Origin of the sequence: Streptomyces sp. NPDC052114 (assembly GCF_040680155.1) — a bacterium.
In the GTDB taxonomy this organism is placed as follows: domain Bacteria; phylum Actinomycetota; class Actinomycetes; order Streptomycetales; family Streptomycetaceae; genus Streptomyces.
In genome coordinates this window covers 76,085-90,203 of record NZ_JBFAWC010000009.1, presented here as the reverse complement: position 1 = coordinate 90,203, position 14,119 = coordinate 76,085, and the positions used below count along the sequence as shown (strand labels likewise).

At 73.0% G+C, this 14,119-nt stretch carries 13 protein-coding genes; 5 read left to right on the top strand and 8 right to left on the bottom strand.

Translation table 11 applies throughout. The features are described 5' to 3' along the window. Positions 1-72: 72 nt before the first annotated feature. A complete protein-coding gene (locus AB0L89_RS20875) occupies positions 73-528 on the top strand; it encodes a hypothetical protein (RefSeq protein WP_365142886.1) in 456 nt (151 codons plus the stop codon). Positions 529-567: 39 nt separating this feature from the next. Here AB0L89_RS20875 and AB0L89_RS20870 read toward each other — a convergent pair whose 3' ends face one another. The 5 genes from AB0L89_RS20870 to AB0L89_RS20850 form a co-directional block, all read right to left on the bottom strand. Further along, positions 568-1,641: an enoyl-CoA hydratase/isomerase family protein gene (locus tag AB0L89_RS20870; RefSeq protein WP_365142885.1), complete on the bottom strand. Its 1,074-nt coding sequence runs from the start codon at positions 1,639-1,641 to the stop codon at positions 568-570. 96 nt (positions 1,642-1,737) lie between these two features. Next, a complete protein-coding gene (gene meaB / locus AB0L89_RS20865) occupies positions 1,738-2,745 on the bottom strand; it encodes a methylmalonyl Co-A mutase-associated GTPase MeaB (RefSeq protein ID WP_365142883.1) in 1,008 nt (335 codons plus the stop codon). Positions 2,746-2,764: 19 nt separating this feature from the next. After that, positions 2,765-4,966 carry a methylmalonyl-CoA mutase gene (gene scpA / locus AB0L89_RS20860; protein ID WP_365142881.1) on the bottom strand — a complete coding sequence of 734 codons (2,202 nt, stop codon included), beginning with the start codon at positions 4,964-4,966 and terminating at the stop codon, positions 2,765-2,767. Beyond that, positions 4,966-6,816 carry a methylmalonyl-CoA mutase small subunit gene (gene mutA / locus AB0L89_RS20855; RefSeq protein WP_365142879.1) on the bottom strand — a complete coding sequence of 617 codons (1,851 nt, stop codon included), beginning with the start codon at positions 6,814-6,816 and terminating at the stop codon, positions 4,966-4,968. The genes scpA and mutA overlap by 1 nt, the downstream gene beginning before the upstream one ends. Continuing rightward, positions 6,813-7,697 carry a GNAT family N-acetyltransferase gene (locus AB0L89_RS20850; protein WP_365142877.1) on the bottom strand — a complete coding sequence of 295 codons (885 nt, stop codon included), beginning with the start codon at positions 7,695-7,697 and terminating at the stop codon, positions 6,813-6,815. Before AB0L89_RS20850 ends, mutA begins: the two co-directional genes overlap by 4 nt. Before the next feature lie 374 nt (positions 7,698-8,071). Between AB0L89_RS20850 and AB0L89_RS20845 the strand changes: the two genes are divergently transcribed. Beyond that, positions 8,072-8,491 carry an SAV_915 family protein gene (locus tag AB0L89_RS20845; RefSeq protein ID WP_365142875.1) on the top strand — a complete coding sequence of 140 codons (420 nt, stop codon included), beginning with the start codon at positions 8,072-8,074 and terminating at the stop codon, positions 8,489-8,491. 25 nt (positions 8,492-8,516) lie between these two features. Beyond that, complete coding sequence (lysA, locus tag AB0L89_RS20840; RefSeq protein WP_365142873.1) at positions 8,517-9,914, top strand: diaminopimelate decarboxylase; 1,398 nt, start codon at positions 8,517-8,519, stop codon at positions 9,912-9,914. A 63-nt stretch (positions 9,915-9,977) separates the two neighbouring features. Here lysA and purB read toward each other — a convergent pair whose 3' ends face one another. From purB to AB0L89_RS20825, 3 genes are all read right to left on the bottom strand, one after another. Next, complete coding sequence (gene purB / locus AB0L89_RS20835; RefSeq protein ID WP_365142872.1) at positions 9,978-11,420, bottom strand: adenylosuccinate lyase; 1,443 nt, start codon at positions 11,418-11,420, stop codon at positions 9,978-9,980. A 119-nt stretch (positions 11,421-11,539) separates the two neighbouring features. Next, a complete protein-coding gene (locus tag AB0L89_RS20830) occupies positions 11,540-12,319 on the bottom strand; it encodes an SGNH/GDSL hydrolase family protein (protein ID WP_365142870.1) in 780 nt (259 codons plus the stop codon). An 82-nt stretch (positions 12,320-12,401) separates the two neighbouring features. Continuing rightward, positions 12,402-12,896 (bottom strand): MarR family winged helix-turn-helix transcriptional regulator, encoded by a 495-nt coding sequence (locus AB0L89_RS20825; protein WP_365142868.1) that lies wholly within the window; start codon positions 12,894-12,896, stop codon positions 12,402-12,404. Positions 12,897-13,184: 288 nt separating this feature from the next. On the opposite strand from AB0L89_RS20825, the gene AB0L89_RS20820 reads away from it, so the two are divergent. Further along, positions 13,185-13,757, top strand: coding sequence for an NAD(P)H-dependent oxidoreductase (locus AB0L89_RS20820; RefSeq protein ID WP_365142866.1), 573 nt, complete (start codon positions 13,185-13,187; stop codon positions 13,755-13,757). A 93-nt stretch (positions 13,758-13,850) separates the two neighbouring features. After that, positions 13,851-14,105, top strand: coding sequence for a holin (locus AB0L89_RS20815; protein ID WP_365142864.1), 255 nt, complete (start codon positions 13,851-13,853; stop codon positions 14,103-14,105). The last annotated feature ends 14 nt before the right edge of the window (positions 14,106-14,119 follow it).

The following is a 14,119-nucleotide window of genomic DNA, read 5'->3' as shown; positions in this document are numbered from 1 at the left end:
CCCGGCGGTCTGCCGTGAGCCGGGTGCACGGCAGGTGACCCGTTGTCAGTGGCGCCCGCTTTACTGGACGTCATGAGTACCGCACAGCATCTCGCCGCCATCGATCTGCTGCGCTCCCGGGAGTTCCCCGCGGAGCACGGCAGATCGGCGTGCGGCGCCGAGGGACCCGGGTACCACATAGCGGAGTTACTGACGAGCGACACCTTCTGGGACGACGACGGCACGCGCTGGCACGCCGCCGAGGAGCAGTTCGAGGCCGAGCGCGACGGACTGACCGTGCTGCTGGCCGACCGGTGGGGGCCGCCGCAGAGGTTCAGCCTGGCGAGCCTCTTCGAGCGCGCGATGGAGGCGGACTCGGGGGAGGACACCGAGGAGATACCGGAGCCGTGGCTGCAGTTGTGCTCGGCCGTCCCCGATCTGCACCTGTGGCGGGTGGAGGACCGCTGGATAGCGCTCGGTGTCGCCCAGTGGGACCGCGAGCTGCCCTTCCAACTGCTGGCCGTCGTCACGGAGATCGATCCGCCATGACGCGCGGGAAGCACCCGTCGTGACGGCGCGGCACCGACGTCAGACCAGGCGGAGACCGCCGCCGTCCGCCGGACCGTCCACCGCCGCGAAGACCCGGGCCACGTCCGCCTCCGTCACCTGCGACAGCTCCGCGGGCGACCAGCGCGGCCTGCGGTCCTTGTCGACCACCTGGGCGCGGATCCCCTCGGGCAGGTCCGGCGAGGCGAGCATGGCGCAGGAGACGCGGTACTCCTGCTCCAGGACGGCCTCCAGGGACGGCAGTTCCCGTGCCCGGCGCAGGGCCGCGAGCGTGACCTTCAGCGACGTCGGTGACTTGGCGAGAAGGGTCTCGGCGGCCTCCTTCGCCGGCCGCTCCCCGCTGGCGTGCAGCCGGTCGACGATCTCCTCGACGGAGTCCGTCGCATAGCAGTGGTCGATCCACGCGCGGTGCCCGGCCAGTTCACCCGCCGGTGCCTGGGTGGCGAACCGCCGCACGGCATCCGCCGGATCGGTGTCGGCGAGCGCGGCCGTGAACTCCCGCAGCCGCTCGGAGGGTACGAAGTGGTCGGCGAGGCCGCACAGCAGAGCGTCGCCCGCGCCCACCGCGCCGCCCGTCAGCGCGAGGTGGGTGCCCAGCTCGCCGGGCGCGCGGGTGAGCAGATAGGTGCCGCCCACGTCGGGCGTGAAGCCGATGCCCGTCTCCGGCATCGCGACCCGCGAGCGCTCGGTGACCACACGCACGCCGCCGTGTGCCGAGACGCCCACGCCTCCGCCCATCACGATGCCGTCCATGACGGCGACATAGGGCTTGGGGAAGCGGGCGATACGGGCGTTGAGCCGGTACTCGTCGTGCCAGAACGCCGCCGAAGCAGCGGCGCGGCCCGCGCGCACGTCGTCGTGGATGGACCGGATGTCGCCGCCCGCGCACAGCCCGCGCTCCCCGGCGCCGGTGAGCACCACCGTCGCCACCGACTCGTCCCGCTCCCAGGCGTCGAGGGCGCCCGCCATGAGCTCGACCATGGGGTGGTTCAGGGCGTTGATGGCCCGGGGCCGGTTGAGGACGATGTGCCCCGCCCGCCCCTCACGGCGGAGCAGGACAGGGGCGTCGTCGGGAGTGGCGTTCGCGGCGGTCATCGTGCGGGTGGCTCCAATTCACAGGGGGCGCGGCGCTCGTCGTAGCAGACGCGGTGCCGCCGGGATCGCGGTACGTCGGCGGGGGGGACGCGGTGCTCAGCCGGCGGGTGGTGCGGTCCGCTCGCCCTGGAACGCGTCCAGGATCTGCTCGGCGGCCGAGGTCGCCGTCAACGTACCCTCGCGGACGCGCTGTTCGAGATCCGGGGCGACACGCTGCACGTCGGCGTCGCCGCGCAGCCTGCCCAGCAGCTCGTCCCGCACCATCGACCAGGTCCAGTCGACCTGCTGGTCGCGGCGCTTGGCGGCGAGCCGGCCGGAGGAGTCGAGCAGCGTCCGGTGCTGCTCGATCCGCTCCCAGAGGGTGTCCAGGCCGCTCGACTCGCGGGCGCTGCACGTGAGCACCGGGGGAGTCCAGGAGGCGTCTGCCGGGTGCATCAGGCGCAACGCGCCCGCCAGTTCGCGCGCCGCCGAGCGCGCGTCCCGCTCGTGCGGGCCGTCCGCCTTGTTCACGGCGATCACGTCCGCCAGCTCCAGGACGCCCTTCTTGATGCCCTGCAACTGGTCGCCGGTGCGGGCCAGGGTCAGCAGCAGGAACGTGTCGACCATGTTCGCGACCGCCGTCTCCGACTGGCCGACGCCCACGGTCTCCACGAGCACCACGTCGTACCCGGCCGCCTCCATCACCACGATCGACTCCCGGGTCGCCTTGGCGACCCCGCCGAGCGTGCCGGCGGAGGGAGACGGCCGGACGAAGGCCGCGGGATCCAGCGAGAGCCGCTCCATCCTGGTCTTGTCGCCCAGGATGGAGCCGCCCGTGCGCGTGGACGACGGGTCGACCGCGAGCACCGCGACCCGGTGGCCCAGCGCGGTGAGCATCGTGCCGAGCGCGTCGATGAAGGTCGACTTGCCGACACCCGGCACACCGCTGATGCCGAGCCGCCGGGCCCGTCCGCTGTGCGGGAGCAGCTCGGTGAGCAACTCCTGGGCCAGCGCGCGGTGCCGCGGCCGGGTCGACTCGACGAGGGTGATGGCGCGCGCGACGTACGCGCGCTTCCCGTCGAGGACGCCCTTCACATACGCATCGATGTCGATCGTCACAGGCATGGGGTCGGCGCTCACCGGCTCACAGGTCGTGGCCGAGATCGGCCGCCAGTCGCTTCACCAGGTCGTACGCCGCGTCCGGGATCACCGTGCCGGGCGGGAACACGGCCGTGGCGCCCGCCTCGTGGAGCGCGTCCACGTCCTGCGGCGGGATCACCCCACCCACGACGATCATGATGTCGTCGCGGCCCTCGGCGGCGAGCTCCTCGCGCAGCGCCGGTACGAGGGTGAGGTGGCCGGCGGCCAGCGAGGAGACGCCCACGATGTGCACGTCCGCCTCGACGGCCTGGCGCGCGACCTCCGCCGGCGTCTGGAACAGCGGGCCGACGTCGACGTCGAAGCCCAGGTCGGCGAAGGCCGAGGCGATCACCTTCTGGCCGCGGTCGTGACCGTCCTGGCCCATCTTGGCGACCAGGATGCGGGGCCTGCGGCCCTCGGCCTCGTCGAAGGAGTCCACGAGCGTGCGCGTGCGCTCGACGGACGGGGACTGGCCTGCTTCGGTGCGGTACACACCGGAGATCGTACGGATCTGTCCCGCGTGCCGCCCGAACACGCTCTCCAGTGCGTCGGAGATCTCACCGACGGTGGCCTTGGCGCGCGCAGCGTCCACGGCGAGCGCGAGGAGGTTGCCCTCCAGGCCCTGGCCGGGGCCGCGCTGGGCGGCGGCGGTGAGGGCGCGCAGCGCGTCCTGGCAGGCCGACTCGTCGCGCTCCGCGCGCAGCCGCTTGAGCTTGGCGATCTGCTGGGCGCGCACCGAGGAGTTGTCGACCTTGAGGACCTCGATCTGCTCGTCGCTGTCCACCCGGTACTTGTTGACGCCGATGACCGGCTGGCGCCCCGAGTCGATGCGGGCCTGCGTGCGCGCCGCGGCCTCCTCGACGCGCAGCTTCGGGATGCCGGCGTCGATGGCCTGCGCCATGCCGCCCGCCGCCTCGACCTCCTCGATGTGCTGCCAGGCACGGCGCGCCAGGTCGTACGTGAGCTTCTCGACGTACGCGCTGCCGCCCCACGGGTCGATCGAACGCGTCGTACCCGACTCCTGCTGGATCAGGAGCTGGGTGTTGCGGGCGATGCGCGCGGAGAAGTCGGTGGGCAGAGCGAGCGCCTCGTCCAGGGCGTTGGTGTGCAGCGACTGGGTGTGGCCCTGCGTCGCCGCCATCGCCTCGACGCAGGTGCGCGTGACGTTGTTGAACACGTCCTGCGCGGTGAGCGACCAGCCCGACGTCTGCGAATGGGTGCGCAGCGAAAGCGACTTGGCGTTCTTCGGGTCGAACTGCTTGACGAGCTTCGCCCACAGCAGGCGCGCCGCGCGGAGCTTGGCGACCTCCATGAAGAAGTTCATGCCGATCGCCCAGAAGAACGAGAGACGCGGCGCGAACGCGTCCACGTCCAGGCCCGCGTCACGGCCCGCGCGCAGGTACTCCACGCCGTCGGCCAGCGTGTACGCCAGCTCCAGGTCGGCCGTCGCGCCCGCTTCCTGGATGTGGTAGCCGGAGATGGAGATGGAGTTGTAGCGCGGCATCTTCTGCGACGTATACGCGAAGATGTCGGAGATGATCCGCATCGAGGGCTTCGGCGGATAGATGTAGGTGTTGCGGACCATGAACTCCTTCAGAATGTCGTTCTGAATGGTCCCGGCCAGCTTCTCGGGCGCGACGCCCTGCTCCTCCGCCGCCACGATGTAGAGCGCGAGAACGGGCAGCACGGCGCCGTTCATCGTCATCGACACCGTCATCTTGTCGAGCGGGATCCCGTCGAACAGCTGACGCATGTCGTAGATCGAGTCGATGGCGACGCCCGCCATGCCGACGTCACCCGTCACCCGCGGGTGGTCGCTGTCGTACCCGCGGTGCGTGGGCAGGTCGAAGGCGACCGACAGGCCCTTCTGGCCCGCCGCGAGGTTGCGGCGGTAGAAGGCGTTCGACTCCTCGGCGGTGGAGAATCCCGCGTACTGCCGGATCGTCCAGGGCTGGTTCACGTACATCGTCGGGTAGGGGCCGCGCAGATACGGCGCGACGCCCGGGTACGTGGCGAGGAAGTCGAGGCCCTCCACGTCGCTGCCCGTGTACAGCGGCTTGACCGCGATGCCCTCGGGGGTCTCCCACAGCAGGTCCGCCTCGGAGCGGCCCGCCGACTCCTTCACGGCGGCGCGCCACTGCTCGTCCGAGCCCGAGGGCCCGCCACCCGCGCCGAGTTCGACGTCGGAGAAATCGGGGATCCGCATTACGCCACTCCCATGCGGTCGAGGGTGGAGGTGAGATGGGCGACCGCGTCGCAGCCCACGAAGACGTTGTCGTCGACGTCGGCGAACTCCCCGCGCCCCGCGAGGAACACCCGCTGCGCGCCCGCCGACTTCAGGGCCTTGGCGACATCGGCGGCCTGCTCCTCGTAGAGCGCGTCGCTGGAGCAGAGGCACGCGACGCCAGCCCCGCTCGCCGCGAACGCCTCGGCGGCCGACTCCGCGTCCACCGACACCGGGTCGTGCACGGGCTCGATGCCGCCCGCCATGAAGAGGTTCGACGCGAAGGTGGCGCGCGCGGTGTGCGCGGCGGCCGGGCCGAGCGCGGCGATGAACACCTTCGGGCGGCTGCCCGTGGCTTCGAGGTGCGCGTCCGAACGCGTACGCAGCTCCTCGTACGCCTCGTCGCGGCGCACCCGGGGAAGTCCGCCGGACGGTGCATCGGGAGCGGCCTCGCGCTCCACCGGGCGCTCCGCGAGCAGCGGGAACTCGCTGACGCCCGTGATGGGCTCGCGGCGCCGCGCCAGCTTCTTCTTGCGCTGGGCCCAGGTGGCGGCGATCCGGTCGCCGATCAGCCCCGAGCGCAGTGCAGCGGCCTGGCCGCCCGCGCGCTCGATCTCCTGGAAGAACTCCCACGCGGAGTGCGCGAGTTCGTCGGTGAGCCGCTCCACGTACCAGGAGCCGCCCGCCGGGTCGATGACGCGCGCGAGGTGGGACTCCTCCACGAGGATCGTCGAGGTGTTGCGGGCGATGCGGCGCGCGAACGCGTCCGGCAGGCCCAGCGAGTGGTCGAACGGCAGGACCGTGACGGCGTCCGCGCCGCCGACGCCCGCGCCGAGGCACGCCACGGTCGTGCGCAGCATGTTCACCCACGGGTCGCGGCGGCTCATCATCACCGACGAGGTCACCGCGTGCTGGCGCTGGGCGCCGGCGGCGGGCGCCCCGGACGCCTCGGCGACCCGCGCCCAAAGGCGCCTGGCCGCACGGAACTTGGCGATGGTCAGGAACTGGTCGGCGGTGGCCGCGTAGCGGAACTCCAGCTGGGCGAGGGCCGCCTCGACGCTCAGGCCCGCCTCGTGGAGCGCGCGCAGGTACGCGACGCCGGTGGCCAGCGAGGTGCCGAGCTCCTGCGCGGCGGAGGCACCCGCCTCGTGGTAGGGCAGCGCGTCCACGGTCACGGCACGCAGACCGGGGTGGCGGTCGGCGCACAGCGTGGCGAGCGCCGCGACGCCGTCGAAGGAGGCGGGCTCCTCGCCGGTGCGGGCCGCGTGGCCGAGCGGGTCCGCCCCCAGGGTGCCGCGCACGGCGCCGTCGGCGACGCCCGCGGCCTCGACGACGCGCAGGAACTCGCGCGCCGCGGGCTCGTACTGGTCGCCGGCGTCGAGCGCCACGGGCGCCAGGTCGAGGAAGACACCGTCGAGCGCCCGCTCCAGGCCGGAGACGGGGAGCCCCGCGGGGCCCACGGTCAGCCAGAGCGAGGTGACGCCGTTCTCCAGGTCCGCGAGGACCGCCTCGTTCGTGGCCGCGGGGTCACCGCTCGCGTGCCGCTGTCGTACGTCCCAGCCCGAGGCCGCGTTGCCGCCTGCCGTGCCACCCCGTACGAAGGGGGCGAATCCGGGAAGTCCGACATCGGCTGCGGTGTCGCGGGCAGTGTACAGAGGGCGGGTGATGAGCCCGTCCTCGAGGGCGGTGGACAGAGCGTCCTCGGCGGCCGTGCCCGATACATCCTTACCCGACTTGCGCAGCACGCCTTCCACCAGGCGTTGCCACTGCTCATGGGTCGCATCAGGGAACTCGGCGGCCAGGGAAAGCCCGTCGTCAGGCTGGACCGTCATGCCCTGATGCTAGGGCGCAACCCCTGGCACGCGGTGTCATTCGAGGCTGTGACCTTGCCCTCTTCTGAACACTCTTGATCTCGAACAGGTGGGCGGCTAGGGGCGGGTGATGCCTGGTCCGGGAGTTCCCTGGGGTTTCCCGTGGCGTACCGGACGTATTCATGGCGCAGTCGAAATCCAGCCGTCCAGGCCAGCAGGCGGCTGGGGCGGTTCTCCTGCGCGCACGACCAGCTCGCGGTGCGGCCCCGCGCGGCGATGTCCGCGCACAGGGCGGTGACACAGGCCAGCCCGAGGCGCTCGCGTCGGCGCTCGGGCGCGGTGACCACGGCGACATCCTCGTACGTCTGTCCGACGAAATAGCCGCAGGCCACCGCCGCGAGGGTGCCGTCCCGGTCGAACGCGCCCCGGCCGTGACCGGAGCCCGCGAGCCCCTCGGGTCCGCCCCAACTGTCGTGGATCCAGGCCGTGTCCGGGGGCAGGGCGGCGAGCGCGGGGGCGTCGGCGGCCGTCAGACGCCGGACGGTCACACCGCGCTTCGGGCGGGGCGGGTCCACCGGCTCGCGGTGCACGTACACCATGCGTTCCACCGGGACCAGCCGGTCGAAGGCCGCGCCGAGCACCGGAAGGAAGCGGGCCGCCGCCTCGACGTGACTGTGCGCGAAAGGGGCCAGCAGGCCGGGTCTGACGCAGTGGGGGTCCCCGCGCAGCAGCACATGGCCCGCGCACGCCACCGCCACGGCCCGCGGCTCCTGGGCGCGGTCGGCCCACCAGCCGCCGACGCCGCTGGTGGCGACGTGCTCGGGCAGTACGGCGGGGCCGGGCATCCGGGGCGTGAACCAGTGGGGCGCGGCGGGCAGGCGGTGCGGGGACAGCGGGATCATCGTGAGCTCCTCGGGGGAACCGGACCGGCGCGAGCGGGATCGGGGTGATCACGGGCGCTTCTGGAATGAGGCATTCGGGTGAAACGAGGCGCGGCCGTCCGGCCGGTCCTGGCATGCGGGACGGGCCGCCGCACGCACCGGGTGCCCACCGTGCCCGACATCCAACAGATCCGTGGGCAGCCGCTCAAGAGCGCGCCGGCGGCCTTGACACGGTCCTGATGGACGGACGGACGAAGCGCCAGTATCGCGTCAGGGCGGGGCGTCGGTGCGTCAACGTCACGTCATGGAGGGTCGGTTGACCCCGCGTGCCGGGCATAACGTCACGGAGTGCCGCAGGATGCGGCCTCCCCTTCCGTCTCCCTTGGAGGAACCCCATGGCAGAGCTCCCGTGCGGCGAGGACCCCGAGCCCTGTGAACCGGGCCCGGCCGGACCCCTGTTCGTCCCCGTCCGGCCGGGACCCGCGGGCTGCGTGGCCCGCCTGTTCCGCACCCCCGTCGGCGGCCGCACCGCCGTCGCCTTCACCACCCCGCAGCGCCTGAGCGCGGCCCTCGGCTCCCGGCAGGAGTGGATCAGGCTCTCCGAACCGGCGCTGCGGGCCCTCACCACGCCGCTCGGCGTCCGCGAGGTCACCGTCGACCCACGGCTCGCCGCCCACCCCGTCGGCCCGCCCCCGGCCCGGCGCGCCGCGCGGTACGCGGAGGCCCTGCGCGACCGGGACCCCCGGGCCGTGGGCGCGCTGCGGGTCACCGGTGCGGCGGCCCTGGTGGGCGCCCTGACCCTGTGGATCGGCTGACGTCGAGGCGAAGAGAGAACCTGTCATGGCCACACTGCACGTCCCCCCGTTCCCGTCCCAGGCCTCGGCCGCGACGGACACCCCGCCCCGGCCCGCACACCGCGCCGAAGCCGACGCCCCGGCGGACGACGACCTGTCCGTCTGGCCCTCGTCGACCGCGCGGATCGCCCACGGTGACCTCGCCGTCGGCGGTGTGCCGCTCACCGAGATCGCCGACCGCTTCGGCACCCCCGCGTACGTCATCGACGAAGCCGACGTACGCGCCCGCTGCCGCGCCTACCTGCGCGCCTTCCCCGACGCCGAGGTCCTGTACGCCGCCAAGGCCTTCCTGTGCCGCGCCATGGCGCACTGGATGGACGAGGAGGGCCTGGGCCTCGACGTGTGCTCGGCCGGCGAACTGGAGCTCGCCGTCACCACGGGCTTCCCCGCAGAGCGCATCGTGCTGCACGGCAACGCCAAGAGCCCGCACGACCTGCGGGCCGCCCTCCGGCTCGGGGTCGGCCGCATCGTGATCGACAGCGCGTCGGAGATCGCCCGGCTCTGCGCGGCCGTGCCCGCGGGCAGCCGGCAGAAGGTGATGGTCCGCGTGGTGCCCGGCATCGCGGCCGGCGGGCACGCCAAGATCAGGACGGGCACCGACGACCAGAAGTTCGGGCTGTCCCTCACGGACGGCTCCGCCCAGCACGCCATCGCCCGCATCCTGGGCCAGCCGTCCCTGGAACTCGTGGGCCTGCACTGCCACCTCGGCTCACAGATCACCACGGAGAAGCCGTTCCTGTGCGCCGTGCGGCGCATGGTCGGGCTGATGGCGCGGATCAAGGAGCAGCACGGCGTCACCCTGCCCGAGCTGGACCTCGGCGGCGGCCACGGCATCGCCTATCGCCCCGGCGAGGAGGCGCTCGACATCGGCTCCCTCGCCCGCAAGGTGCGGGCCGAGCTGATCGAGAGCTGTGCGGCGGCGGGCCTGACCGTGCCGCGCCTCATCGTGGAGCCGGGGCGCGCCGTCGCGGGTCCGGCCGGAGTGGCGCTCTACCGCGTCCTCGCCGTCAAGCGGACCGGTGAGCGCACCTTCGTGGCCGTGGACGGCGGCATGAGCGACAACCCCCGTCCGGCCCTCTACGGCGTGCGGTACGTCCCCCGGCTGGTCGGGCGGCAGTCCTCGGCGGAGCCCGCGCCGGTGACGGTCGTCGGGCGGCACTGCGAGGCCGGCGACGTCCTGGCCTCGGACGTCCCGCTGCCCGGCGACGTACGCCCGGGAGACCTGCTGGGCGTACCGGTCGCCGGGGCGTACCACCTGTCCATGGCCTCCGGCTACAACCTCGTGGGCCGTCCGCCCGTGGCCGCGGTGGTCGACGGGCACGCCAGGCTGCTGGTCCGCCGCGAATCGCTGGAGGACTTCCGCAGCAGGGACGTCGGGCTGTAGCCCGAAGGCGAACGCGCGACGGCCCCGGGGCGGGAAGCCCCGGGGCCGTCGCGGCGGTTCCTGCTAGAGGATCGCGCCCGGTGTGTACGCCGCGGCCTCGGGGTGCTCCTTCAGGAGCGCCTCGATCTGCGCGACGACGACGCCGACCTGGTCGCTCGCGGCGCCGGTGAACGACAGCTTGTCGGCCATCAGCTCGTCCAGCTGCGCGCGGTCCAGCGGGATGCGGGCGTCCGCGGCGAGCTTGTCGAGCAGTTCGTTGCGCTCGGCGCCCTGCTCGCGCATGGCGAGCGCGGAGGCGACCGCGTTCTCCTTGATGGCCTCGTGGGCCTCCTCGCGGCCGACGCCCGCGCGCACCGAGGCCATCAGGACCTTGGTGGTGGCGAGGAAGGGGAGGTAGCGGTCCAGCTCGCGCGCCACGACCGCCGGGAAGGCGCCGAACTCGTCGAGGACGGTCAGGAACGTCTCCAGGAGACCGTCGAGCGCGAAGAACGCGTCGGGCAGGGCGACCCGGCGCACGACCGAGCAGGAGACGTCGCCCTCGTTCCACTGGTCGCCCGCCAGCTCGCCGGTCATCGAGGCGTAGCCGCGCAGGATGACGGTGAGGCCGTTGACGCGCTCGCAGGAGCGGGTGTTCATCTTGTGGGGCATCGCCGACGAGCCGACCTGGCCCGGCTTGAAGCCCTCGGTGACCAGCTCGTGGCCCGCCATCAGGCGGATCGTCTTGGCGACCGAGGAGGGCGCGGCCGCGACCTGCACGAGCGCGGTGACGACGTCGTAGTCGAGGGAGCGCGGGTAGACCTGGCCGACCGAGGTGAAGGCCGACTCGAAGCCGAGGTGCGAGGCGATGCGCTGCTCCAGGTCGGCCAGCTTCGCGGCGTCGCCGCCGAGCAGGTCCAGCATGTCCTGGGCGGTCCCGACCGGGCCCTTGATGCCGCGCAGCGGGTAGCGGCCGATCAGCTCGTCGAGGCGGCGGTACGCGACGAGGAGCTCGTCGGCGCCGGTGGCGAAGCGCTTGCCCAGCGTCGTCGCCTGCGCGGCGACGTTGTGGGAGCGGCCCGCCATGACCAGCTCGGCGTACTCACCGGCGAGCCGGCCGAGCCGGGCGAGGACCGCGACGGTGCGGGAGCGGATCAGCTCGAGGGAGAGCCGGATCTGCAGCTGCTCCACGTTCTCGGTCAGGTCGCGCGAGGTCATGCCCTTGTGGACGTGCTCGTGCCCGGCGAGGGCGTTGAACTCCTCGATGCGGGCCTTCACGTCGTGGCGCGTGACCTTCTCGCGCTCGGCGATCGAGGCCAGGTCGACCTGGTCGAGCACGCGCTCGTAGTCGGCGATGGCGGCGTCCGGAACCTCGATCCCGAGGTCCTTCTGCGCGCGCAGCACGGCGAGCCAGAGCTGACGCTCCAGCTTCACCTTCTGCTCGGGCGACCAGAGGGTCGCGAGCTCGGCGGAGGCATAACGTCCGGCGAGGACGTTGGGGATACGGGGCTTTGCAGGCGCAGCAGTCACGTGTACGGATTCTACTGGGCATTCATGCAGGCCAGCGCCACGCCCCCGTTCGTCGGAAGCTACGAGAGCGGGTGTGGCGCCCGGCCTGGGGAGCGGAGCCGGGGCGGTGGACCGGTGCGCTAGGGCAGCGGCCCGTCGTAGGGCAGCAGGTCGGGGCGCTTGGGCGGGCGGCCGTCGCCGGAGGAGCGGCCGGTGAGACGGCGGCCGATCCAGGGAGCGAGGTGCTGCTTGGCGAACCGGGCGTCGGCGACGCGGCGCGCGACCCAGTGCGGCGGCACCGAGGGCGGCAGCGGGCTGCGCCAGTCGTCCTGCGGTGCGTTGCCGAGCGCCTGCCAGACGGCCTCGGCGACCCTGCGGTGCCCCTCGGCGGTCAGGTGCAGCCGGTCCACGTCCCACATGCGCTGGTCGGCGAGCGAGGCGGCGCCGTAGAGGTCCACGACCACCGCGTCGTGCCGTGCCGCCAGGTCGTCGATGTGGGCGAAGAGCTCCTCCATGCGCGGGCGGAACCGCTGGAGCACCGGGCCGTTGCGGCCGGGGCTGCGCATCAGGACGAGCTGCTTGCACGACGGGGCGAGGCGCTCGACGGCCTCGTCGAGCAGCCCGAGCACCCGGCCCATGTCGCACTTGGGGCGCAGCGTGTCGTTGAGCCCGCCCACCAGCGTGACCACGTCGGCCCGCATCGCGGCGGCCGCGTCGACCTGCTCGGCGACGATCTGGCCGATGAGCTTGCCCCGCACCGCGAGGTTCGCGTAGCGGAAGCCGGGGGTCTGCGCCGCCATCCGGCCGGCGAGCACGTCGGCCCAGCCGCGGTAGCTGCCGTCGGGCAGCAGGTCCGACATGCCCTCGGTGAAGGAGTCGCCGACCGCGACGAGACTGGTGTAGTTGGCATTCATCTGCATGGCGGAAGCGATCGTATCCCGCCGGGGCGGGATGCGCGGGCGGGATACCTGTGCCGTCAGCGCGGGCGGGATGCCTGTGCCGTCAGCCCGGTCGCCGCGACGAGCGCCCGCAGGTGTTCCGGGCGGCGAGGTGGGCCACCACCGTCTCGCCGATCTCGGCGAACGCCTCGATCTGCGCGGGGGACAGCAGATCGATGAAGTTCTCGCGCACGGACTCCACGTGCGGCGGGGCCGCCGCCTCCAGGGTGCGCAGTCCCTCGTCGGTGAGCGCGACCACCGCGCCGCGGCCGTCGCGCTCGCAGCCCTCGCGCCCGACGAGCCCGCGCTGCTGCATGCGCGTCAGATGGTGGGAGAGGCGGCTGCGGGACCACAGCATGCGGTCGGCGAGCTCGCTGACGCGGCGGCGGTGGCCGGGGGCGGCGCTCAGGGTGGACAACACGTCGTAGTCGGGGTCGGAGAGTCCGCTGCGGCGCGTGAGGTCGCGGGACACCTCGGCGTCGAGCAGCAGGGACATGCGGCGGTAGGCCTGCCATGCGCGCTGTTCGCGGTCGGTCAGCCAGCGGGGTTCCTCGGTCACGTGACCACCGTAGCGAACGTTTCGTTGACATGTCATCCACCTGGGTCCTACCTTGATGAGTGACACGTCAACCATCTGGAGAAGCCGGTGCCCGCAGGGTCGTTGAGTCCGCTGGGCGGGCTCGTCCTGTGCGGTGCGAAGACCGGGCCGCTCGCCCTGGTGGTGGTACGCCGCTTCGTCACGGCTCCCGGCGTCGGTGCCGTCCGGGCTGACGCGGCCCCGGACCGGCCGGACACCCCTGCCTCCACGCACGCACGTATCCACGCATTCATGCAAAGGACCAGCACGATGCCCCGACTCCACGTCGTCTCCGCCAGCACCCGCCCCACCTCCGCCGGCCGTCCGCTGGCCGCCTGGGTCGCCGAACTCGCCGCCGCACGGCCCGAGTTCGACACCACGCTTGTCGATCTCGGCGAAGTCGCCCTGCCCTTCCTCGACGAACCCGAATACCCGTCCCACGGTCGCTACGTCCACCAGCACACCAAGGACTGGAGCGCGACCGTCGACGCGGCCGACAGCTTCGTCTTCGTGATGCCGATGTACAACGGCGGCTTCACCGCGCCCCTGAAGAACGCGATCGACTCCGTCTACCGGGAGTGGCAGGACAAGCCCGTCGGCCTGATCAGCTACAGCGCGGGTCCCACCGGCGGCGCCCCGGCCCTGGAGATGATCCGGCCGGTGCTCGACCGCGTGGGACTGCGGCCCGCGGCCACCACCCTGTCGATCCCCGGCATCGAGGACCGCGTCGGCCCGGACGGCCGCTTCGTCGCCACGGACGAGCTGATCGCCGGGACCGCCGCCGTCCTGGACGAGGTGGCGCTCCTGACCGCCGACGCCGCGGCCCGGGCCGCCGCCGTATGAGCCGCCCGTGAGCAAGGCGCCGCGGACCTGGGCAGCGGGGCGTGACGGCGGTATGTCATAGACACGTCGTCGTCACGAGAGAGCGAGCCCGCCATGTGGACCGCAGCCTTCTGGAAGGCCACCGCGGAGCGTGCGATCCGCACCTTCGCGCAGTCGCTCGCCGCGGTCCTGGTGGCGGGGGCCACCAGCCTCATGGACGTCCCGTGGGGCGCCGCCCTCGCGACGGCGGGCCTGGCCGCGCTCCTCGCGGTCCTGACGGCGATCGGCGCCTCGGAGGCCGGGGCGAAGGGCCCCGGCCTCACCGAGCGCCCGACCACGGTGAAGGGCCGGGGCGAACCCGTCCTGTGACGGTTCGCCCCGGC